This is a genomic window from Colwellia chukchiensis, from assembly GCF_002104455.1.
Lineage (GTDB): Bacteria > Pseudomonadota > Gammaproteobacteria > Enterobacterales > Alteromonadaceae > Cognaticolwellia > Cognaticolwellia chukchiensis.
Genome location: NZ_NBOC01000008.1, coordinates 114,346 through 136,973, shown reverse-complemented (window position 1 = coordinate 136,973; position 22,628 = coordinate 114,346). Strand labels below are relative to the sequence as shown.

17 protein-coding genes are annotated in these 22,628 nt (G+C 42.4%); 10 read left to right on the top strand and 7 right to left on the bottom strand.

Features of this window, described 5'->3' with window-relative positions; genetic code table 11:
* Positions 1-63: 63 nt before the first annotated feature.
* Positions 64-1,032: a class 1 fructose-bisphosphatase gene (locus tag B6K83_RS10820; protein WP_085284930.1), complete on the bottom strand. Its 969-nt coding sequence runs from the start codon at positions 1,030-1,032 to the stop codon at positions 64-66.
* A gap of 213 nt (positions 1,033-1,245) precedes the next feature.
* On the opposite strand from B6K83_RS10820, the gene B6K83_RS10815 reads away from it, so the two are divergent.
* The 3 genes from B6K83_RS10815 to elbB all read left to right on the top strand — a co-directional run bounded on the left by B6K83_RS10815 (position 1,246) and on the right by elbB (position 6,222).
* Positions 1,246-3,675 (top strand): zinc-dependent metalloprotease, encoded by a 2,430-nt coding sequence (locus B6K83_RS10815; RefSeq protein ID WP_085284929.1) that lies wholly within the window; start codon positions 1,246-1,248, stop codon positions 3,673-3,675.
* A 700-nt stretch (positions 3,676-4,375) separates the two neighbouring features.
* Entirely contained in the window at positions 4,376-5,569 is a 1,194-nt protein-coding gene (locus tag B6K83_RS10810; protein WP_085284928.1) for a multidrug effflux MFS transporter, read from the top strand.
* Entirely contained in the window at positions 5,566-6,222 is a 657-nt protein-coding gene (elbB, locus tag B6K83_RS10805; protein ID WP_085284927.1) for an isoprenoid biosynthesis glyoxalase ElbB, read from the top strand. Before B6K83_RS10810 ends, elbB begins: the two co-directional genes overlap by 4 nt.
* A gap of 41 nt (positions 6,223-6,263) precedes the next feature.
* Here elbB and B6K83_RS10800 read toward each other — a convergent pair whose 3' ends face one another.
* The 4 genes from B6K83_RS10800 to aroQ form a co-directional block, all read right to left on the bottom strand.
* Positions 6,264-6,437 (bottom strand): oxidoreductase-like domain-containing protein, encoded by a 174-nt coding sequence (locus B6K83_RS10800; RefSeq protein ID WP_085284926.1) that lies wholly within the window; start codon positions 6,435-6,437, stop codon positions 6,264-6,266.
* Positions 6,438-6,569: 132 nt separating this feature from the next.
* Positions 6,570-7,916, bottom strand: coding sequence for an acetyl-CoA carboxylase biotin carboxylase subunit (gene accC, locus B6K83_RS10795; protein WP_085284925.1), 1,347 nt, complete (start codon positions 7,914-7,916; stop codon positions 6,570-6,572).
* Between the two features lie 23 nt (positions 7,917-7,939).
* On the bottom strand, positions 7,940-8,389 hold the full coding sequence (accB, locus tag B6K83_RS10790; RefSeq protein WP_085284924.1) for an acetyl-CoA carboxylase biotin carboxyl carrier protein: 450 nt from the start codon (positions 8,387-8,389) through the stop codon (positions 7,940-7,942).
* 72 nt (positions 8,390-8,461) lie between these two features.
* On the bottom strand, positions 8,462-8,914 hold the full coding sequence (gene aroQ, locus B6K83_RS10785; protein ID WP_085284923.1) for a type II 3-dehydroquinate dehydratase: 453 nt from the start codon (positions 8,912-8,914) through the stop codon (positions 8,462-8,464).
* 319 nt (positions 8,915-9,233) lie between these two features.
* Between aroQ and B6K83_RS10780 the strand changes: the two genes are divergently transcribed.
* The 3 genes from B6K83_RS10780 to B6K83_RS10770 are packed head-to-tail and all read left to right on the top strand — an operon-like array spanning position 9,234 to position 13,307.
* Positions 9,234-9,656: a hypothetical protein gene (locus tag B6K83_RS10780; RefSeq protein ID WP_085284922.1), complete on the top strand. Its 423-nt coding sequence runs from the start codon at positions 9,234-9,236 to the stop codon at positions 9,654-9,656.
* 58 nt (positions 9,657-9,714) lie between these two features.
* The gene (locus B6K83_RS10775; RefSeq protein WP_139175533.1) at positions 9,715-10,854 is read left to right on the top strand and encodes a TonB-dependent receptor; all 1,140 of its coding nucleotides are present in this window, start codon (positions 9,715-9,717) and stop codon (positions 10,852-10,854) included.
* Between the two features lie 2 nt (positions 10,855-10,856).
* Positions 10,857-13,307 (top strand): bifunctional diguanylate cyclase/phosphodiesterase, encoded by a 2,451-nt coding sequence (locus tag B6K83_RS10770; protein WP_085284920.1) that lies wholly within the window; start codon positions 10,857-10,859, stop codon positions 13,305-13,307.
* Between the two features lie 56 nt (positions 13,308-13,363).
* Here the strand turns inward: B6K83_RS10770 and B6K83_RS10765 are convergent, their stop codons facing one another.
* Positions 13,364-15,226: a protein-disulfide reductase DsbD gene (locus B6K83_RS10765; protein ID WP_233143951.1), complete on the bottom strand. Its 1,863-nt coding sequence runs from the start codon at positions 15,224-15,226 to the stop codon at positions 13,364-13,366.
* Positions 15,227-15,624: 398 nt separating this feature from the next.
* Here B6K83_RS10765 and B6K83_RS10760 point away from each other — a divergent pair, with 398 nt between their 5' ends.
* The 4 genes from B6K83_RS10760 to B6K83_RS10745 all read left to right on the top strand — a co-directional run bounded on the left by B6K83_RS10760 (position 15,625) and on the right by B6K83_RS10745 (position 20,610).
* Positions 15,625-16,113 carry an FxsA family protein gene (locus tag B6K83_RS10760; protein WP_085284919.1) on the top strand — a complete coding sequence of 163 codons (489 nt, stop codon included), beginning with the start codon at positions 15,625-15,627 and terminating at the stop codon, positions 16,111-16,113.
* Between the two features lie 231 nt (positions 16,114-16,344).
* Entirely contained in the window at positions 16,345-16,635 is a 291-nt protein-coding gene (locus B6K83_RS10755; protein WP_085284918.1) for a co-chaperone GroES, read from the top strand.
* Positions 16,636-16,707: 72 nt separating this feature from the next.
* On the top strand, positions 16,708-18,366 hold the full coding sequence (groL, locus tag B6K83_RS10750; protein WP_085284917.1) for a chaperonin GroEL: 1,659 nt from the start codon (positions 16,708-16,710) through the stop codon (positions 18,364-18,366).
* Between the two features lie 726 nt (positions 18,367-19,092).
* Positions 19,093-20,610, top strand: a complete 1,518-nt coding sequence (locus B6K83_RS10745) for a leucyl aminopeptidase (RefSeq protein WP_085284916.1) — start codon at positions 19,093-19,095, stop codon at positions 20,608-20,610.
* 381 nt (positions 20,611-20,991) lie between these two features.
* Here the strand turns inward: B6K83_RS10745 and B6K83_RS10740 are convergent, their stop codons facing one another.
* The gene (locus B6K83_RS10740; protein ID WP_085284915.1) at positions 20,992-22,566 is read right to left on the bottom strand and encodes an AbgT family transporter; all 1,575 of its coding nucleotides are present in this window, start codon (positions 22,564-22,566) and stop codon (positions 20,992-20,994) included.
* Positions 22,567-22,628: the final 62 nt, after the last annotated feature.

Genomic DNA, 22,628 nt, shown 5'->3' with positions numbered 1-22,628 from the left:
ATGCAGGGGGCTAAGCAAATAAAGCACTGGCTGGTTAGCACAGTGCTTAAGAGAAATGAGGCGTTATTGGTAATAGGCTAAACAGGCTTGTACTTCATTTTTTGAGCCCATGATCACTTCAACGCGTTGATGAATATCAGTTGGTTCAATATCCATAATGCGACCTTGGCTGGTCATGGCTAAGCCACCTGCTTGTTCAAGTAAGAAACTCATCGGGTTGGCTTCATACATTAAGCGTAATTTATAAGGTTTTTCTGGATTTTTGTTATCGGCAGGATAAGTAAATAAACCGCCACGACATAAAACCCGATGAATATCGCCAACCATGGCCGCTATCCAACGCATGTTAAAGTTTTTGCCCCGTGGCCCAGTATCACCGGCCAATAAATCATTAATATAATTTTGCATGGGTTGTTGCCAAAAACGTTGGTTTGACATATTGATGGCAAACTCTTGGGTATCTTGAGGTACTTGGACATTACGTTCAACTTGCAAGTAGCCGCCATGGGTGCGATCTAAAACATAAAAGTGGGTGCCACTGCCGGTGGTCATTACCAGCATAGTTGACGGGCCGTAAAGAACATAGCCGGCGCAGACTTGTTTATTGCCTGCTTGTTTAAACATGTTGGGATCACTCGCGTCCATATCCGCTGGCGCTTGGTGAATTGAAAATATAGTACCAATTAACGAGTTTATGTCGATATTTGAACTCCCGTCTAGTGGATCAAATGAGACAATATATTTGCCGTTTTCATCACCCGCCACTGAGCTGTCTTCTTCTTCTGAAGAAATAGCTTTGACAAAGCCAGACTCTAATAAAATATCTTTGAAAAGTTCATTGGCCACTACATCAAGCTTCTTTTGCACTTCACCTTGAATATTTTCATCTAATGTTGACCCCATCAAACCACTTAAATGCGCTTGGCTAACGCGAAAAGAGATTTCTTTCGTTGCAGCTAGAATGGTTTTAATTAACGAAATTAAATCTAATGGAACATTATCTTTGCGTAAAGCGGGAGCTAGTCGTTGCATAGGGTTACCTAATTACTTTAGAGTAAGACTCAAATTGTATATTGTATTTAATTTTTAATATTATGGTATATTGTCAAAATATCAAAAGTTGTTTTAATCAAGCGATAAAGTAAGCTAACTAAGTGTTGAGTTTACTTTGACGGCGATTATAACAAGAACCAAAGTATTTTCAGTATTTCTATTATTTAATTTTACACACTGCAGGGATTTAATATGAAGTTTTTCGTTAGGGCTATGGTATTTTGTTGGCTTTTTGTATCTTCGATACAAGCGCAAGAAGCAAGCAGTTACGCCGAATTTATTAAAGACAAACAGCACCATCAAGGTTTCTTCTCATTTTATCTTGATCAAGAAACCGGCAAAGTATTTCTTGAAATAAGCAACTTTGAGCAAGCGTTTTTATTTCAAAGTAGTCTGCCACATGGTGTTGGCTCTAATGATATTGGTTTAGATCGGGGGCAATTAGGCGCTACTCGCATCGTACGCTTTGAAAGAGTGGGTAATAAAGTGTTGTTACGTCAACTTAATACCGATTATCGTGCAGATAGTGATAATAAGCTCGAGCAACAAGCCATAGATGAAGCGTTTGCAAGTTCAATTATCTGGGGCTTTAAAGTCAGCCACAGCTCAGTGGATAATAGCAAAACACTCATTGATTATACGCCATTTTTGTTATCGGATATTCATAACTTATCGGCACAGCTAAAAGCAACAAAACAGGGGCGTTTTAGTATAGATCTTAGCCGCAGTGCTATCTATGAAAAGCGTAGTAAAGCCTTTCCAAATAATACTGAACTTGAAGCTACCGTAACCTTCAAAGGTAGTGATGCAGGTGCCTATTTACGCTCGGTAACGCCAGATGCCTCTGCGGTCACTGTGAACTTACATCACTCATTAATCAAGCTACCCGATGACGGCTACCAAACGCGTGTTTTTCATCCCTATAGTGGTTATTGGCAGCATGCCTATGCCGATTACGCGAGTGCCATTGATGAGCCGTTAATTAAGCGTAATATTCCACGCCACCGTTTACATAAGCAAGATCCTACAGCAGCCGTGAGTGAGGCGGTTGAGCCGATTGTTTACTATTTAGATGCCGGCGTACCTGAGCCGGTGAAAACGGCGTTACTTGATGGCGCGCGCTGGTGGCAACAAGCATTTGAGGCAATTGGTTATAAAGATGCTTTCCAAGTGAAAATATTACCCGCTGACGCCGACCCTATGGATGTTCGTTATAATGTTATTCAATGGGTACATAGAGCAACGCGCGGTTGGTCGTATGGCTCATCGGTTATCGACCCTCGTACCGGAGAGATCATTAAAGGCCATGTTACTTTGGGCTCGTTACGGGTACGTCAAGATTATTTAATTGCGCTAGGTTTAACTTCACCGTTTAAAGCGGCCAATGCCGACACCAGTGCCATGAAGGAAATGGCCTTAGCACGCATTCGTCAATTATCGGCCCATGAAGTGGGGCACACTTTAGGCATAGCACATAACTTTGCGGCCAGTGTTAATGATCGCGCGTCTGTGATGGACTACCCACATCCACTCATCACTATTGAAAATGGTGAGATCAGCTTAGCTAACGCCTATGCAGAGGGGATAGGTGCATGGGATAAGTACGTTATTGCCTACGGTTATGCTGATGTACCAGCAGCGCAAGAAGCAAGCTTTTTGGCGGACTTAGTGGCGAACACGCAAGCATTAGGGCTCGAGTACGTTTCTGACCCCGATGCGAGGCCACAATCAGGCGCGCATGCAACCGGGCACTTATGGGACAATGGCGTAGACGCAGCGAAAGAACTACAACGGGTATTAGAAGTTAGGGCATTGGCATTGCAAAACTTTGGCTTGCATAGTATCCCCGTTGGCGCACCTATGTCTGAACTTGAACAAGTCTTGGTACCCATTTACAACTTTCATCGCTTTCAAGTACAAGCCGCTGCCAAGTTAGTTGCTGGTGTTGAATATGGCTATCAAATACGTGATGAACAGTTTAACAATCAACAAAAAATGGTTACTGGTAAAGCGCAACATGCAGCATTAGCAGCATTAATCAGCACTTTATCAACTCAGACGCTGACCTTGCCGGCAGCTATTAGTGCTTTGATCCCACCGAAAGCTTATGGCTACAGCCGAGATCGTGAAAGCTTTGTTAGTCGAACCGGTTTAACCTTTGACCCTATAAGTGCTGCAGAGGCCAGTGCCAAGCACACCTTATCACAGTTACTTAATGCGCAGCGCTTAGCGAGATTACAACAGCAAACCATGCTTGATAAAGAAGTGCCGTCGGTCGGTTTTTTACTTAACGAACTCGTGGCAAGCACCATTAAGTCAGCGCCTAAACAGGCGAGTGAATTATTAGTACAGCAACGTGTTAATCAGCAGTTAGTTGAGCATTTGTTAAAGTTATGGCACAGCACAGAAGTGGTACCAGAAGTACGAGCTGAAGTTTTTGTTACTTTGCAAGATCTAACCCAGTGGTTAACGGATAAACGCAGCATCAGAAAATATAAAGGCTCGCTGGCGCACTTTCAATTATTGGCACAACAAATTAAATACAGTTTAGCCCATGATAAATCGTCAACGCCGACGACAAATATTACCTTGCCACCAGGTTCACCCATTGGCAGTAACTAAAGACTAAAAAATCATACAAGATCGCTGGCTCAGCTTTTCTCAATAAGTCACTGTCAGCTTATTGAGAAAAGACGCTGACTAGGAAGGTAGCCAGCGTGTTGTGCTATGGGCACTTGCGTTAAGTGTATAAACACAGAAAGTAGCTCTGCAACAATCAAATTCAACATAGTACTAATCTTGAAAAATTTTATTGATATCGATGTGCTCAAGTGTCGATATCACAATGCTGTCAAGCCACTAATACAGTCGTTGCTCGCACTTAAATCAAGGTGAGCGGCCACATTAATGTTGGTTGTGTTTATCGCTTGTCTTTAGCCTCAAAACAGTCTCATTTCATATAGCTTTCGCTTGCCAAATTGGCAGGTTATACTAGCCCAGTTAACTTTTTCATTGCACGCAGGCAAATCTATGGCGGTAAACCAGATCGTCTGTGGCAATAAACAGCCTGCTTTTTTAAGTGTTGAAAAATTCACCACAGCAAGCGACTTGCTGTACTTGTGCTACTACCAATATGAAATAGCTGGCATTTACATGCATGCGATTAGGGTTATCAAACTCAGTAGTCAAAACCCGTTTTAGTCAATCACTAAGTCACGCATAATTGTGTGCAAAAAAGTTGCGGTTTATTGAGCATTTTAAGCACCAAGCGCTTGCTCGTTATGATGCAACGCTTAGACATTAATCAATTAGGGACGACTTTTTGAAAGCGCAAAAAAGCACCATTTTATTATCCCGGTTATTGCCATTGTTAGCGGCGATTATAGCGGTTTCACCATTAGCCATAGATATGTACTTACCTGGTATGCCAACCTTGGCTGACTACTTCTCAACCACTATGCCTTTAGTACAAAATAGCCTCAGTATTTATTTGCTTGGTTACGCCGTTGGATTACTAGTGTTTGGTCCTCTGGCAGACAAATACTCACCCCGAGTATTAGTGATGCTAGGGCTAACTGGATTTACTGTCACATCGCTTGCACTGACTTTGGTTAATAGCATTGAACAGTTTATCGCCTTGCGCTTTTTGCAAGCTTTTCTTAGCGCCGCCGCTACCGTTGTGGTACCTGGTATTATCAGGCAACTTTACGGCAAGGATACCGCTAAAGGCTTATCTTATGTCAGTATGATCATGATGCTTGCGCCTATGATAGCGCCGAGTATTGGTAGTGTATTGCTGCAACATAGTTGGCAATTAATTTTTTATGTTTTAGCGGGCTATGCGTTAGTTGTTTTTATTGGCAGCTATTATCAATTACCCGATGTGGATAAAATTCATTCCTCAGTTAAATTAACCGTATTGCAGCGTTATCAAGTTGTGTTTCGTAATCGTGCTGCGCGTTTTGATTTATTAACGGCAATGTTGGTTTCTCTGGCATTTTTTGCTTATATCACGGCAATATCATTTGTTTATTTAACCGTTTTTAAGGTTTCTGAGTTTGAGTTTAGCTTGCTGTTTGCCATTAATATTTTAGCCTTGATGACCGCACACTTTACGAATACGCGACTAGTGGGGCGAGTAGGCTCACGCAGAATGCTAGGTTTTGGTGTGCTAGTGGCGTTTGTGGCTTCTAGCAGCCTGTTATTGGCAAGCATATTGAACTTGCCCTTGGTCTATCATGTCTTAGCGATATTGCCGTTAATGGGCAGTTTATCCATGATTTCAGTTAATGCTGATGCCTTAATTCTACAGCAATTTTCAGCGCATGCTGGCACAGTAACGGCCGTTAACGGTACTTTGCGTTTTGGCATCGGTTCACTTGCTGGACCCATTTTAGCGTTATGTTATGACGGCAGTGCTTTACCTTTTGCACTCTTAATGGCGGTGGCGATTTATCTTGTTATAATTTGCCAATTTTGCGGATATAAACTAAGACAAGCAGCGGAGGATGTGTGAAAAATATAGCAGTGATTTTATCAGGATGTGGTGTTTATGATGGCACTGAAATTCACGAGGCGGTATTAACCTTACTTGCTATTGAACAAGCAGGCGCTAAATATCGTTGTTTTGCGCCGAATATTAACCAACACCATGTGATAAATCATTTATCTGGTGAGGTGATGGCAGCAGAGCAACGCAATGTGTTAATTGAGTCAGCGCGTATTGCCCGAGGTGATGTTGAAGATCTCAGTGAACTCATCGTAGCAGAGTTTGACGCTTTGATCGTACCCGGGGGCTTTGGCGCCGCGAAAAACTTAAGTGATTTCGCCATCAATGCAGACTCTTACACAGTTAATAAGCAGGTGCTTTCGGCTTGCCAAGGCTTTGCTAACGCCAGTAAGCCTGCAGGCTATATGTGCATTGCGCCGGCGATGGTGCCGATAATTTACGGCAGTAATGTGCAAGCAACCATAGGCCATGATGTCGGCGTGGCACAGTCGTTAACCGCGGCGGGGCTTGCTCATCAAAACTGTGCGGTGGATGATATTGTTGTTGAAACGCAGCATAAATTGGTATCAACGCCAGCGTATATGCTGGCAACGTCGTTAACTGAAGCAGCTAGTGGAATTAACAAATTGGTGGCAAAAGTTATCGATTTGACAAACTAAGCTTTACCTTGCCAAATCACAGCGCTGCATTTGCCTTACTCTTAGTCTTGTGTTGGCGCTTTATCTTGCTCGGCCGCAGCTTTTAATTCTGCTTGTTGTAAGCGCCATTTTTTACGCTCGGCGTAGTAATGATCCCAAACACAGGGGTTACATGCACCGCCGCCACAGCAATCGTCGTCGGCAGGGGGAAAGGGTTTTTCGAGTAATTCTGTCATTATAGCTCACCAAGTTCATGGCTAATACGTCGTTATTAAACGGCTATGATAGCATGTTCAGCGCTTGATATTGAACATAAAAAAAGCTCTGCAGGCAGAGCTTTTTTTATCGGGTTGTCGCTAGGCTAGCACTTATTCAAAGTCAGCAAGTTTCTTTTCAAGGTAGTGAATATTAGCACCACCATTAACAAAGCCTTGATCATTTAAAATATCGAGATGCAAAGCAACATTGGTTTTAATGCCATCGACAACGAGCTCGCTTAAGGCATTACGCATACGCGCAATCGCTACATCACGATTGTCGCCCCAAGTGATCAACTTACCTATCATGGAGTCGTAATGAGGAGGCACAGAGTAGTCAGCATAAATGTGTGAATCCCAGCGTACACCTAAGCCACCTGGTGGATGAAAGCGAGTAATTTTACCCGGTGAAGGAATAAAGCTGCGTGGGTCTTCAGCGTTAATACGACATTCAATAGAGTGACCGGAGATTTTAATATCTTCTTGGGTATAAGATAATGGTTGGCCCGCGGCAATGCGCAGTTGCTCTTTCACTAAATCAACACCAGTGACCATTTCGGTAATGGTATGCTCAACTTGGATACGGGTATTCATTTCAATGAAATAAAACTCGCCGTTCTCGTATAAAAACTCAAAAGTACCAGCGCCACGATAATTAATTTCGATACAGGCATTACAACAACGTTCACCGATTTTTGCCCGCATTTCCGGGGTAATACCCGGCGCCGGAGCTTCTTCAACCACTTTTTGATGGCGACGTTGCATTGAACAATCTCGCTCACCTAAGTGAATCGCACCACCTTGACCATCGGCCATGATCTGTACTTCGACATGACGTGGGTTTTCAAGGAATTTTTCCATGTAAACCATGTCGTTATTAAAGCTTGATAAAGCTTCAGACTTGGTCATTTTAATGGCTTCTATTAAATCTTCCTCACTGCGTACCACACGCATACCACGGCCGCCACCACCACCAGAAGCTTTAATGATCACTGGGTAGCCAATGCGCTTGCCGTGGGCTAAATTTAACTCATCATCATCGGTTAACGGACCATCTGAGCCAGGAACACAAGGCACACCAGCGGCTTTCATGGCTTTAATGGCAGAGACTTTATCACCCATTAAGCGAATGCTTTCTGCTTTTGGGCCAATAAAGGCAAAGCCAGACTTCTCAACTTGTTCAGCGAAGTCTGCATTTTCAGCAAGGAAACCATAACCCGGATGAATTGCCACGGCATCTGTTACTTCAGCTGCGGTAATAATGGCCGGAATGTTTAAGTAACTATCAAGCGCCGAAGGTTTACCAATACAAATGGTTTCGTCCGCTAACAGCACGTGCTTAAGATTTTTATCGGCGGTAGAATGTACAGCCACCGTTTTAATGCCAAGCTCTTTACAAGCTCGCAGAACTCTTAAGGCAATTTCGCCGCGATTGGCGATAACAACTTTATCTAACATGAAAATACCCTTAATGGTTGGGCTTATTCAATGATGAATAGCGGTTGATCAAATTCAATAGCGTCTTCGTTTTGCGCTAAAATTTGTTTGATAACACCAGATTTATCGGCTTCAATTTGATTCATCATTTTCATTGCCTCTAAGATACATAGCGTATCACCGGCATTGACATGTTGACCCACTTCAACAAATGCTGGCGCATCTGGAGAGCTTGCTGAATAAAAGGTACCTACCATAGGCGAACGAACAACGTGACCTGTTTCTGTTGGTGCTGCTTCAACCGCAGGTGCGGCTGGAGCTGCAGGTGCCGGTGCCGGTGCAGCAGCAGGAGCGGCATGCATGGCGGGCGCAGCTTGTACTAGTGTACCGCCGCGACTGATGCGAACAGACTCTTCGCCTTCTGAAATTTCTAATTCGTTGATGCCTGACTCTTCTACTAATTCAATCAGCTTCTTGATTTTACGAATATCCATGTGAATACCTTATTGTCTTCATTATTTAATCTAGTGTGTGGAAACTTAAACGATATATTGTCGCCTAAGTATTTATTTGTTTTCTTGTAACCAGTGTTGTGCCGCGGCTAAGGCATACTCATAACCTTTTGCCCCTAAGCCACTAATAACGCCTATGGCAATATCTGATAAATATGAATGTTGCCTAAATGCCTCGCGCGCATGAACATTGGATAAATGCACTTCAATAAACGGAATATTTACAGCAAGCAATGCATCCCTCAGTGCAACGCTCGTGTGTGTGAGTGCTGCAGGGTTGATAATGATAAAATCTACTTGCTGAAAACTTTGGTGAATTTCATCGATGAGTTGAAATTCAGCATTGGACTGTAAATGAGTGAACTTCATACCCATTTTGGCAGCCATGGCAGATAAATTTTGCATAATTTCAGCGAGCGATAACGTACCATATATAGTAGGTTCGCGTTTCCCCAACATGTTCAAATTGGGACCATTTAGAACTAAAACGTTAAACTTTGCTGTCATCTTCGGCAATAACACCTTGATTGCTATGTGATATCAATATCATGACACATTTTATTAGGTCAATGCATTAAAATTGACTCAAATGTCACATTTTATATTGTTTGCCGATTATTATAGTGTTTTCGCAGAATATAGCAGCAAAATACTGGTCTTATCACTTAGCGAAGAAAAAATAGCGATTCTAATTAGGTAAGTTTTCATAAATTGGCTAGACTTTACTAGCAAGGAATTATAATTAATTCATTGATTTAATCAGCACTTGGCAACCCCAAATCGGTTAAATGATGTTACGTCGCTTCATGTTAATGACAAGGATGCAATGATTAACAATAAACTTTTAAAAATTGTGCTCACAGTTTTGCTTTTAAGCCCGCCAGTTGAGGCAATTCACCTAATTTCAAATGTCACTGCTGATACGCGTTCGTTGTCAGTCAGTCAACTGCGTCGCATTTATACGATGCGTCAACTGTATTGGCAAAATGGCACACCTATCGTAATTTATGTGCTACCTAGTCAAGCGCCTTTACATCAACAGTTTTGTAAAGATAAATTAGCGCTTTTCCCCTATCAACTCGATCGAATTTGGCAAAAGCTAACATTTTCAGGCTATGGAGTTGCGCCGATTCAAGTGGCTAATCAACAGGCGTTACTACAAGCGGTGAAAACCACAAAAGGTGCAATAGGTTATGTGGAGACATTATCGGAGGTCAAGGATGTTAACGTCATTCAAATTGATGATTAGGCCAATTAATTTTTCATATGCGCTGCAGCTGCTATGTCATTTTTGTCTAGCATTTGCAGTGAGTGCTAAAGAGGTTAACCATGATGATTTGCAGATTCATGGCTTTGTAGCGCAGGGTATAATCGATGCCAATCACAGTAATTATATCAATTCAGATACAAGCTTATCACTGGAATTAACTGAAATCGGCATTAACGCATCATATCAACTGAATGATGATTTTCGTGTTGCTGGGCAGGCGGTCTACTTAAATGGCGGTAACCGTTATCATGCCGGTCCGCGTATTGATTACTTGCTATTACAGTGGAATGCTTTTCACAGTGAGCACTGGCAAGCTAACTTTTATTTTGGTCGAGTAAAGAATAATCACTGGTTATACTCTAGCACGCGCGATATTCCCTTTGCGCGCCCGTCCATTATTATTCCTCAGGTTGTCTATTTTGACGGTTTTCGTGACGTTGCCGTCGGTGGTGATGGCGCGGCCATGAAGCTGCGTTATAGTGATGATGATGTCGGTGAAATTGATTTCAATTTTAGTCGCGGTAAAAGTGCAATTTCCGAGCGACAATCAGATGTTATTATTGGCGAACTGGCTTTAGGCAAGCTAGATCATGATCTTGATATGCAAGCGAGTATTTATTGGCAACCGCCATTTTCAGGCTGGCGCTTTGGTTTGTCGGCGCTTGATTCGACGTTTGCTTATCAGCAAGCAGAAGTCGACAATTATTTTGACAGTGACTTTGTCTACCAATTTTATACCGCCAGTGCACTGTATGAAGGTGAGTTATGGCAATTTAGCATGGAGTTGTTCCAGCAACGCTTTGTCACCGAGGGTTTTTACTTCCCAGGTTTTTTTCAAGACAACTTAGGCCAGGGGTATTACCTACAGACTCGGTATCAGCTTACCGATAAATTATCCATATTAGCGCGACATGAGCGTTTTTATGCCGATAAAGATGATAAAAATGGCAGTAAACTCAAGCAAAAATCCGGTGGACGCATACCGTCATATTTTGCTTTTCACCACGATAATATGCTGGGTATTTCATATGACTTAGGCAGCAATTTTCGACTCAATGCTGAATACCATTGGATGCAAGGTGGCGCTAGGTTGTCGCCAATAGTGCAGCCTGATCCCATTGCTAATGCACAGAAAAACTGGCAAGTTTGGGCGATTCAACTTATGTATTGGTTTTAGTTATGAAGCTCAAGTTTGTCAGCGTTTCGGCGAAGTTTTTTGTGCTGGTTGTCGGCGCTTTATTAGTCTTAAGTTTATCCCTTGCCATGCTATCAATTTCGCGGCTAGAGCAAGAGTTTGCACACTATCAAAGTAATAAGTTACGTCAAGGTAAGGCGCAATTTGCCATGCAAAGTCGTATTCAGCGTGAACAAGCTGGCATTTGGTTGGAGTCGTTTACTGACCTAATTCAATTAAAGCAGCAAGAAAATTTTCAGCAAGCCGCTGTTGCACTCAAACAACAATTTGATTCGCTACAGATTAACCATAATGTGGAAGCGCTTTGGCTAGTATCAAGCGAGTTAACGCCAATTTATCAATCATCCTCGTTATCAAGGCAAGCGCTGAGCAGTATGGCTAGAGTGAAAGAAACTTTAGCACCAGACAGTTATTTAAGCTGTCAACAACGCTGCTTACAGTTGGTGTCTATTCCGGTGTTAAACGCTCGTAAGGACATGGCAATTGTCACTATGGCAATTTCTTTAGTTGATGTTATTTATGCGATTAATCAAGCGCTTGAAAACCAAGTGGCAATTGTGGCTTTTGCCAAGACACCGCAGGTAACATTAGCGCAAGCCAAAATCGTGACATCGTCAGCAACAAATTTAATGTCGGCACTTTTTAACCAAAACCCAAATAGTCATAAGGTGCGAAATGTGGTTGCTGATGGCTTACAAGTAGAGCATCTAACCCGTAGTTATTTGATTAATTTGCTGCCATTAGCGTCTTCCTCATCACAAGACTTCTACTTGACCCTAGTTGATGATGTCAGTTCATTCACCGAAAAATATCAAAGCTATCGCATGCAATTTGTCTTATCGGTGGTTGCTATCTTTATCATTATTGCGTTATTGGTGCACTTTGTTGCTGGACCTTTTACCAAAAGAATACTGGTGCTTTCTGATTTACTGCCCTTGCTTGCGCAGAAAGAGTTTGAACAATTTCGTGCCGTAACTATTAGCCAGTCGAAGTTATTCCCAGATGAAGTCGATATTTTAATTAACGCCTCGACCGAGTTAAGTTATGAGCTAGAGCAGCTTAATCGTGCTGTAACACAAAAAACTAAAGAATTAGAAAACATAGCCATGTATGACTTGCTAACAGGGTTAGCTAATCGAAATATGTTGAACTATCAACTGCGCAAGCAGTTAATTAGTGCCACACGCAACAACAGTAATGTTGGCATTCTGTTTCTTGATTTAGATGATTTTAAAAAGGTCAATGATAGTCACGGTCATGGTGAAGGTGACAAATTGTTGGTTGAAGCGGCGAAACGCATTTCGCACAATGTTGCCAATTTAGGAACTGTTTGTCGTTTTGGCGGTGATGAATTTGTCATAGTGTTAAACGAAAACACGCCAGATCAGGTGGCAAAAAGACTGGCCAAAGCCATTTTAGCGAGCTTTCATCAGCCGATTAAAGTTGATAGCGCCATGTTTTATGTTACTTGTAGCATCGGGATTGCAATGACAGAGGGCAAGTTAATTAAAGCGAGTGAATTGGTTAGCCATGCCGATATTGCCATGTATGAGGCCAAAGATAACGGTGGTGATCAGTACTTTATTTATCATGGTGATATGTTTCAGCGCGTGGCACACCGAGTCATGATGGAAGGTGAGGTAAAGCAAGCTCTCGCCAAAGGGCAGTTTAGTTTAAGTTTACAGCCACAACTGGTGGCTAAAACCAATAAAGTTTATGGCTTTGAGGCGCTATTGCGTTGGCAACATCCAGAGCGTGGTATGGTATCACCTGATGACTTTATTCCGATTTTAGAAAACTCAGAGCATATGATAGCACTGGGTTATTGGGTTATTCGTCGGTGCTTTCAACTGTCAAAAAAGATCAAGCAAGTTGGGCTTGATGATGTGGTAATTGCCATTAACTTGTCAGCGGCCCAGTTTACTGACGTAAACTTGCCCGATTATTTAAATAGCCTACTCGATGAGTTTCAATTAACCGCAGCGAGTTTCGAGCTAGAGTTGACCGAGCAAACGCTCGTTAAAGATATTGATAAGGCCATCATCAGCATGGATAACTTGCGATTACTAGGTTTTAGTTTTGCGATTGATGATTTTGGTACCGGCTATTCGTCGTTGGCTTATTTAAAACGTATGCCAGTTGATGTTATTAAAATTGATAAAAGTTTTGTTTTTGGCATGCTCGAGAATAATGCCGATTTTCAAATTATTATGTCAACGATTGCTATGGTGAAAAACTTAGGCTTAACGGTTATTGCTGAGGGAGTGGAAACACAGGCCCAGTTGCGTAGTTTGACCGAAAATGATTGTGACCTTATCCAAGGCTACTTTTTTTCTAAACCGATCCCAGAAACCGAGCTTTTTGAATTTATCGACAGTGAAATTGTTGATGGTAAATGGCGAGTCGATCTCATTGCTAAGCCGACAAGCCACTAAGTTTAAAACCGAAAGTTAATGCCCTAGCATTAACTGCACTGCTTACAGCAAGCTTTTTATGGTGCGAAGGTTTGTCTAACATGTGCAGCAAACTCATCGGCCGCCATAAAGCCAGTCACTCGGCGTTGTGGTAATTCATCGCCGTTTAAATCAAAGAATAAAATGGACGGTAAGCCAAATATGCCAAAGTGTGACATTAACTCAACACTGTCTTTTGAACCGGTATCGGTTAAGTCGATTTGCAATAATACGGTGTTGGCCAGCGCACTTTGCACCTGAGCTGCAAAAAACGTATATTCTTCAAATTCTTTACATGCGACACACCAGTCGGCATACAGGTCTACCATGACGGTTTTTCCTTGTGCATTAGCACTGGCAATGGCTTGGTTCATTTCCGTTAGATTTTTCACTTGCTCAAAGCTACGTTGTGCGCTTTGCTGACTAACGACAGTATGATTGCTAGGGTAAAGCAATTGGTAAGCTTTATTGGCGCCAACAAAGAAAATTAAAAAGATCACTATGCTACGCAAGCCAAAGCCAAAGCTTTTAGCAGAGCCTTGATTTACGGTATAAAAGTATCCCGCGGTAGCTAAAATAAGTAACGTCCAAAGTAGCTCTATCGCAACTGCAGGTAAGAAGCGCTCAAGTAAGAATATTGGCACTGCCAGTAATAATAAACCAAAGATGTTCTTAATTACCTCCATCCAGTTACCGGCTTTAGGTAGTAACTTACCGCCAGAACTGCCTAAAATTAGTAGCGGTAAGCCCATGCCTAAACTTAAGGCATAAAGTGCTGAAGCGCCAAGCAAAATATCTCCAGACTGAGAGATATAAAGTAGCGCACCTGTTAATGGTGCTGTCGTACACGGAGAGGCCACTAAGCCTGAAATGGCGCCCATGGCTAAAACACCAAAATAAGAGCCACTTTTTTGATTGTTACTTAATTGATTTAATTTGTTTTGCCAACGATTAGGTAGGGCTAAGTTAAAGAGGCCGAACATTGATAAAGCTAAGAAAATAAACAAGATACTTAAGGTGATCAGTACTACTGGGTGCTGAAACATGGCTTGAAACTGTGCGCCTGCAATAGCAACCACAATACCTAACAGTGTATAAGTTATCGCCATGCCTTGTACATAAGTAAAGGATAATGCGAAAGCCCGCTTTGTTGATAGTTTTTTACCTTGACCAACAATGATACCTGTTAGGATCGGGTACATAGGAAAAACACAAGGGGTAAAAGATAGCAGCAAACCACCGACAAAAAATGCCACTAAGGTAAGCCAAAGGCTATCGCTTTTTAGCATGTCAGCCAACTGGTGCTGTTCACTGCTATTTGCATTGCTATTATTGTTGCTTGTGCTTGCTGCCGGCGTTGAAGGCTGGTCGACAGTCAGTGCCGATAAGACCTGCTGCGGGTCGCTATCTGCGAAAGTGACAGCAGTTAAAGGCATTGTTTTTGTGGTTGGTGGATAGCATAAACCTTTATAAGCACATCCTTGGTAGCGCACTGTTAAGCTAGCATTAGCGCCGGCTTGTTCAATATCTAGCAGTAAGTTTAATTGTTCGGTATAGACTTGTTGGACACCAAAAAACTCATCTTCATGATGCTCACCTTGAGGTAAGTTAACGGGCACCAATGTGGCATTGTCAGTACTAAATTTAAATTGGTGACGATACAAGTAATAACCATCAGCAATATTAAAGCTAACTTGTAGCTTGTTTTTCTGTTGATGAAAATCAAAAATAAAAGCGTCATCAACTTTTAAAAATTCATTGTCATTACTAAATAATGACGATGGGCTACTAAAAATAGACTCTTGAGCATTCACTAACAAGGAGGGCACAAAAGATAAGGTAGCAACAATTAACCAAAAAACAGCAACAACTTTTTTCATAACCGTTATTTTAAAACTCATATATCCAGTGACATTATTGGCAATCGCCTTGCTGGATGTTCAAGGTGAAAGCTAAAGATTTTAGGCCGTACTTTAGTGCAGTTAAGACCATGAGCATTGTTTAGTAGCGCCTAACTAGCAAAGGCCTGTGCGAGTTACAACACACCCCACATATATTGTGCCATAGCTTGATTAAAGCACGACCACGTACGCTATCGCTCCACCTTAGTGTACGTGGGTTGATGCATTTGGCTAACGACCTTTGAGCAATTATCGCATCAGTTTACGCGAATATTCTTTGATCAGTAAGGTGTAAATTGTTAATAAGTGGTGCTTATTTTATCAACTGCAATTGGCATGCTTGAAAAAGACCTGCAAAGCCCCATATAAGTTTCATTAAAGATTTTTTAGGTGCGACTATGTTTCGCTTGTTATTCGTATTTTTTATTATCATTCCGATTATTGAAATTTCAGTTCTACTGCAAGTTGGTTCAGTATTGGGTTTATGGCCAACCATTGCTATTGTGATATTTACCGCATGGCTTGGGGCTAAGTATGTTCGCCAGCAAGGTCTGGCGACGTTAAATTCAGTGCAGTCTAAAATGGCGCAGGGGCAAATGCCCTCAGATGAAATAGTCACTGGGCTGATGTTATTAGTAGCGGGTGTTTTGTTAGTCACGCCCGGTTTTGTCACTGATATTTTTGGTTTAAGCTTGTTGGTACCTGCTGTGCGTAGCACCATAGTGTCGAGTGTTAAACCCCACATGGCTAGTAACGCTAGCGCAACAAGTTTTCATTTTCAGCAACACAATGATTTTTCGTCACCACCACCAGAGTCGTATCAAGATAATATTCAACCACCGCATAAAGGCACGACCTTAGATGGTGAGTATGAGCGCAAAGATTAGTGCTTAAATAGAGTGACGACCCGCGCTTGAGCGCAGAATAAATTTGATACACATTTGCTCCGTCGGTTTAGTATGCAGTGGTTGTTGCGAGCAAGTGGGTAAATAAACGACAAAAAAATTAAAAATTAGACTTGTGATGTTTTATTTTATCCCCATCTTACATCTACGAGTAAATAGCACCATGCTTTTATCCATTATTTTTATTAAATAGAACTTTTCTGGAGAACAAAAATGAGTATTCGTCCATTACACGATCGTGTGATCATTAAGCGCAAAGAAGTAGAGTCAAAATCTGCTGGTGGTATTGTTTTAACGGGTAGTGCTGCGGAAAAATCAACTCGCGGTGAAGTTGTTGCCGTTGGTAAAGGTAGAATGCTAGAGAACGGTGATGTTCGTCCGTTAGATGTAAAAATTGGCGATCAAGTTATTTTCAGTGAAGGTTACGGCGTAAAAACTGAAAAGATTGACGGTGAAGAAGTGCTTATTTTGTCAGAAGCAGACATTCTGGCAATCGTCGAATAATTAAAAAATTTTCCTCTCATTTTATTGTATTGATAATTTTTGGTACAAAACAGTTTATAAGGAGTCATGAAAATGGCAGCAAAAGACGTATTATTTGGTAATGACGCACGCGTAAAAATGCTTAAAGGCGTTAACGTACTTGCAGATGCGGTAAAAGTTACTTTAGGCCCGAAAGGTCGTAATGTAGTGTTAGACAAGTCATTTGGCGGACCAACGATCACTAAAGATGGTGTATCAGTTGCTAAAGAAATCGAATTAGAAGATAAGTTCGAAAACATGGGCGCACAAATGGTGAAAGAAGTTGCCTCTAAAGCCAATGACGAAGCCGGTGACGGTACGACAACTGCAACTGTATTAGCACAAGCAATTGTTAACGAAGGTTTAAAATCAATCGCTGCGGGTATGAACCCAATGGACCTTAAACGTGGTATCGACAAAGCTGTTGTTGCAGCTGTTGAATCCTTAAAAGGTTTATCGCAAGAATGTAGTGACAACAAAGCCATTGAACAAGTTGGTACTATTTCAGCTAACTCAGATGAAACTGTCGGTAAAATCATTGCCACAGCAATGGATAAAGTTGGTACAGAAGGGGTTATTACAGTTGAAGAAGGTCAAGCCTTAATTGATGAGCTTGACGTTGTTGAAGGTATGCAATTTGATCGCGGTTACTTATCGCCTTACTTTATCAACAACCAAGAAAGTGGCAGCGTAGAATTAGAAAATCCTTTCATCTTATTAGTGGACAAAAAAATCTCTAATATCCGTGAATTGTTAACAACATTGGAAGGCGTTGCGAAAGCAGGTAAACCAATCTTGATTATTGCTGAAGACGTTGAAGGTGAAGCACTAGCGACACTCGTTGTGAACAACATGCGCGGTATTGTTAAAGTAGCAGCAGTTAAAGCACCAGGTTTCGGCGACCGTCGTAAAGCTATGTTACAAGACATTGCGACACTAACTAAAGCCACGGTGATTTCTGAAGAAATCGGCATGGAGCTGGAAAAAGCAACCTTAGAAGATTTAGGTCAAGCCAAGCGCGTTGTTATCTCAAAAGATAATACTACTATCATCGATGGCATTGGTGAAGAAGCAGAAATTCAAGCACGCGTTGCGCAAATTCGCGGCCAAATTGAAGATTCTTCTTCAGACTACGACAAAGAGAAACTACAAGAGCGTTTAGCTAAACTAGCTGGCGGTGTTGCAGTAATTAAGATTGGTGCTGCAACTGAAGTTGAAATGAAAGAGAAAAAAGCCCGCGTTGAAGATGCCTTGCATGCAACTCGTGCCGCAGTTGAAGAAGGTGTAGTTGCCGGTGGTGGTGTTGCCCTAATTCGTGCTGCTGATGCTATTAAAGACCTGGAAGGCATCAACGAAGACCAAACTCATGGTATTAACGTAGCTATTCGTGCGATGTCTGCGCCTTTACGTCAAATCGCCACTAACTCAGGTGATGAAGCGTCAGTGGTATTAAACGAAGTACGCAACGGCGGCACAGGTAACTACGGTTACAACGCCGGTAACAGCACGTACGGTGACATGCTAGAAATGGGTATTCTTGACCCAACGAAAGTGACACGTAGCGCGTTACAATTTGCGGCCTCAGTAGCTGGCCTAATGTTAACCACAGAAGCCATGATCACTGACGCACCAGTGAAAGATGCTGCCGCACCGGCAATGCCTGATATGGGCGGCATGGGTGGTATGGGCGGTGGTATGCCCGGCATGATGTAATTTATGCTTGATTAAATTGCCTACTTCATCGTTGCTTTATTACTCGTTTAAGAAACACTAAGCGTCGTAAATAAAGCGCCTTGCCTACATGGATGTAGGTGCTTAGATTACGTCGGGAACAGGTAATCTGTAAATTAAACAATTTACTCGGCGCATAAATAGCCTTAGCTAGTTAACGCTTTAAATAAAAAAACCTGCTTCGGCAGGTTTTTTGTTTTTGGCTGGCACTAACGCCGTGTCAAATACACAGGTCTTTATGTCTTGTGCTGTCATGCTTAAAGGCGGCGTGACAAGTTGTTCGTGCATGTTTGGCAACATTTATCACAGAGACCATGAATATTGCGATGGCTGTGGCTTCGGTTGAATTTAGCGCTAACCAAGCTGGCAATGATGATAATCATAAGCGCAATAAAACTCTCACCTTGCCTTATGACCTTCACAGTTTCAAGATAGCTAAACTCAGCATTTACTCTGCATTAGAATCGATGGGAGCTCGCTAATGTGAGATCGATGACCTTGGTAAAATTTTATTGGGCAGTTACAATGTCGATGGCTATCCACTCGTATTGAGGTAAGGTTTTTGTACTTAACGTGGTAGTAGCGAAATCAAGCTTAATTTATCATCTTAGGCAAGGGTTTAGTTACGCAGTTTAGTGTGAGTTCGAAAAACCATTAAATTTAAAAGTAATGCTCGCTGAACAGCGGGTTTATCATGCAGGATAAAAAATGAAAAATATAATGAAAGCGTCTTCGTTAGCTATCGCACTTAGTGTTGTAATGCCGAGTCTGGCAGCAGAGTTTAGTTTCTCTTCAAATATCAACCAAGATGCCGAAACATTAGTGCTGCTTTATAGTCAAGACGGTAAAAACAAGCAATTTAACCGTTATAATAAACAGTTTAATCAACAATTACAGCGCACCATAACTATCGCAAACTTTAGCGGCGAATATGGCAGTGTTGCTGAAGTTATTGCTCCGCATAATAGCAACTACCAGCGAGTACTTGTGGTGGGAACTGGTAAGAAAAAAGAATTAGACAAAGCCCGTAGTGCCAAACTTGGTGGTAATATTCATGCGCGCTTATTAAGTGATAAAGTGGCATCAGCCAGTGTTGTTTTTGAAGATCTTAGCGGCGCAGTTAATAATGCAGCGTTAGCAGCAAACTTTGCCAACGGTGCTAACTTGCGCGACCACCGTTTTGAAAAGTACAAGCAAAAACCTAGTACTAATACCGTTAACTATACTTTTGATGTTGATAATACTAAAAAAACTAAAAAAGCCTATAAGCGCCTAGCGAACATTCAAGCAGGCGTGTTTTTGGCGCGTGACTTAACCTCTGAAGTTGCCACGCACATGACGCCAGTTGACTTTGCTAATGCCGCTAAAGAACTAGAGTCATTGGGTGTTAGCGTTACTGTGTTAGAGCCAAAACAATTGCAAGCACTTGGTATGGGCGCACTTGAAGCGGTAGGCCGTGGTAGCGATCAAGGTGCTCGCCTCGTAGTTGCACATTATAGAGGTTCAAACGCTGCGCCAATCGCCTTAGTGGGTAAAGGCATTACCTTTGATTCAGGCGGATACAGCATTAAAACCGGCGCATCGATTGCGCGCATGAAATCGGATATGGCTGGCGCGGCAGCAGTATTAGGCACAGTTAAAGCCATGGCACTAGAAAAAGCCGATATCAACGTGGTTGCCGTTATGGGCATGGCCGCTAATATGGTATCGCAATTTGCCGTTGCACCAGGCGATGTGGTGCGCACGGCTGAAGGCTTAAGTGTTGAAATACTCAATACCGATGCCGAAGGCCGCTTAGTGCTAAGTGATGCCATGTGGTATGCCCGCGAGCACTTTAAGCCTGAGATCATGATAGATGTGGCGACCTTAACCGGCTCTAAAGTCAGAGCTGTGGGTAACGAGTACGCAGCGGTATTTTCAAAAGATGATGAATTAGTCACCCAACTTACCTTTGCCGGCAAGCAGGTTAACGAAAACTTATGGCGTTTACCGTTAGGCTACAAAGACGCATTAAAGTCAGACATTGCTGATTTAACCAATACTGGCTCTCACGGACCAGGGGCGACGACTGCTGCGAGCTTTTTAGAGCACTTTGCCGGAGATACCCGTTGGGTACACATTGATATTGCTGGCAATGCCCTGATAACTAAAGGCAAGGATGAGCTAGCCGCTGGCGGCACCGGTTTTGGCGTGCGCTTGCTGAGTGAATGGCTGTTAAATAATTAAGTCTCTTAAAGCGTTAAAATTTAAAAAAACCTGCCTCGGCAGGTTTTTTTGTTTTCAGTCAGCAAGCGCCTCTGCTTAGCTAATCTCAGTTCGGGTTAATGGACTTTATAACCAGTCGCTGTGATTGATGTAGCGCAATATCCAACGCGTTTTGCATATTATCGATAGCGTATTAGCTCGGCATAATTTACAAACGACTTTAAACTTAAGCGCATTTGCCATAATGCGTAGCTTATTAAGCTCAATTGTTAATCGTTAACAAAAAAAGCCCAAATATGATTATTCGGGCTTTCATTTAAAGGCTAGTTGAGGCTGACTAGGCGCAGCTTAATATCAGCATTAAACCCTAGTCTCAGCTGATGCATGCTATGTCGTCTGTGGCTAAAAGTAGATCGGCGAACCAGGGCCAACAGGCAAGCCTAGGGCAAATACCCAAAGATAAAATAATGCTATCCAACCCACTAAGAAAGCCAAGCTGTAAGGTAGCATGGTAGCGATTAAGGTCCCTATCCCCATGTCTTTTTTATACTTAGTGGCGACCGCGAGGATCAGGCCAAAATAGCTCATCATGGGGGTGATCAAGTTGGTCACTGAGTCACCAATACGATAAGCAGCCTGAATTGTTTCGGGGGCATAGCCAATTAACATTAGCATAGGCACAAAAATTGGCGCGGTAGCAGCCCACTGCGCTGATGATGAGCCTAAGGTAAGGTTAATTAGCGCACACATTAAAATAAATAATACAAACACTTCTGGGCCTGACATTTTTAACGTTTGTAATAGTTCTGCGCCATTAATCGCTAATATGGTGCCTAAATTGGTCCAGTTAAAAAAAGCAACAAATTGTGCGGCAAAAAATACCAGCACAATATACATGCTTAGTGAGCCCATGCTTTTGCTCATGGCATCAATCACATCACGATCGTTTTTCATGGTGCCTACCACTTTGCCGTAAACAAAGCCGGGGATGGCAAAAGTGATAAAAATAAAGGCAACAATACCTTTTAAGAATGGCGAGCCTTTGACTAAGCCAGTTTCTTGATTTCTTAATATACCGTCGGCAGGCACTATGGTAAGCGCCAGTAAAATGGCTAAGCCAAGGAAGGTGATGCCAGCAAAAGCTAAACCCTTACGCTCTAGTGCAGAAAGGTGCTCAATATTGGCATCTAGTGGCTCGCTGGCTTCATGATCATGATATTTTCCTAAGCGCGGCTCCACCACTTTTTCTGTGATCAGCGTGCCTAAAATCGCGATTAAAAACGTTGAAATCATCATAAAGTACCAGTTAGCCTCAGGGCCAACTTGATAGTTTGGATCAATTAACTGTGCGGCTGGTGTGGTAATGCCAGCTAAAAGAGGATCTATAGTGCCCAAGAGGAGGTTAGCGCTATAACCACCTGATACCCCAGCAAAGGCTGCCGCTAAACCTGCAAGTGGGTGTCGACCTAAGCTGTGAAAGATCATGGCAGCAAGCGGAATTAACACCACATAGCCAAGCTCAGAAGCGGTATTAGACAAAATGGCCGCTAACACTATCATAAAGGTGACTAAACGCTTCGACGCGCCCATCACCATGCCGCGTAGCGCGGCAGACAAAAGCCCTGAGTGCTCGGCAACGCTGACACCAAGTAAAGCCACTAAAACCGTACCTAATGGTGCAAAGTTGGTGAAATTGGTGACTAAGCCGGTGACGATTTTTGCTAACCCTTCACCGTTTAATAAGCTTACTACCTCAATCACACCATCAGGGTCTCGGCCGGCGGCGCCAATGGGGCGCGGGTCAATAGCGCTTAAGCCAAACCAGTCGGCAATACCACTAAAGACAATAATAAATAGACAAAATAAGGCAAATAAGGTGATGGGGTGTGGCAGTAAATTGCCCAAAAATTCAACTGAAGCTAAAAATCGATTAAACCAAGTATCTTTTGGGGCTTGCGGTATAGTTTTTTCGGTCATGAATTTATATCTAAAAATAATCAAAAAGGTGAGGTTAACATTTTCTTGCCATAAATGGCGAA

Coding starts and splice junctions, on each gene's coding strand:
- B6K83_RS10820 (WP_085284930.1), bottom strand. CDS start 1,032: ATGCAACGACTAGCTCCCGCTTTACGCAAAGATAATGTTCCATTAGAT.
- B6K83_RS10780 (WP_085284922.1), top strand. CDS start 9,234: ATGATTAACAATAAACTTTTAAAAATTGTGCTCACAGTTTTGCTTTTA.
- B6K83_RS10755 (WP_085284918.1), top strand. CDS start 16,345: ATGAGTATTCGTCCATTACACGATCGTGTGATCATTAAGCGCAAAGAA.
- accC (WP_085284925.1), bottom strand. CDS start 7,916: ATGTTAGATAAAGTTGTTATCGCCAATCGCGGCGAAATTGCCTTAAGA.
- accB (WP_085284924.1), bottom strand. CDS start 8,389: ATGGATATTCGTAAAATCAAGAAGCTGATTGAATTAGTAGAAGAGTCA.
- groL (WP_085284917.1), top strand. CDS start 16,708: ATGGCAGCAAAAGACGTATTATTTGGTAATGACGCACGCGTAAAAATG.
- B6K83_RS10740 (WP_085284915.1), bottom strand. CDS start 22,566: ATGACCGAAAAAACTATACCGCAAGCCCCAAAAGATACTTGGTTTAAT.
- B6K83_RS10765 (WP_233143951.1), bottom strand. CDS start 15,226: ATGAGTTTTAAAATAACGGTTATGAAAAAAGTTGTTGCTGTTTTTTGG.
- B6K83_RS10815 (WP_085284929.1), top strand. CDS start 1,246: ATGAAGTTTTTCGTTAGGGCTATGGTATTTTGTTGGCTTTTTGTATCT.
- B6K83_RS10800 (WP_085284926.1), bottom strand. CDS start 6,437: ATGACAGAATTACTCGAAAAACCCTTTCCCCCTGCCGACGACGATTGC.
- aroQ (WP_085284923.1), bottom strand. CDS start 8,914: ATGACAGCAAAGTTTAACGTTTTAGTTCTAAATGGTCCCAATTTGAAC.
- B6K83_RS10745 (WP_085284916.1), top strand. CDS start 19,093: ATGAAAAATATAATGAAAGCGTCTTCGTTAGCTATCGCACTTAGTGTT.
- B6K83_RS10770 (WP_085284920.1), top strand. CDS start 10,857: ATGAAGCTCAAGTTTGTCAGCGTTTCGGCGAAGTTTTTTGTGCTGGTT.
- B6K83_RS10760 (WP_085284919.1), top strand. CDS start 15,625: ATGTTTCGCTTGTTATTCGTATTTTTTATTATCATTCCGATTATTGAA.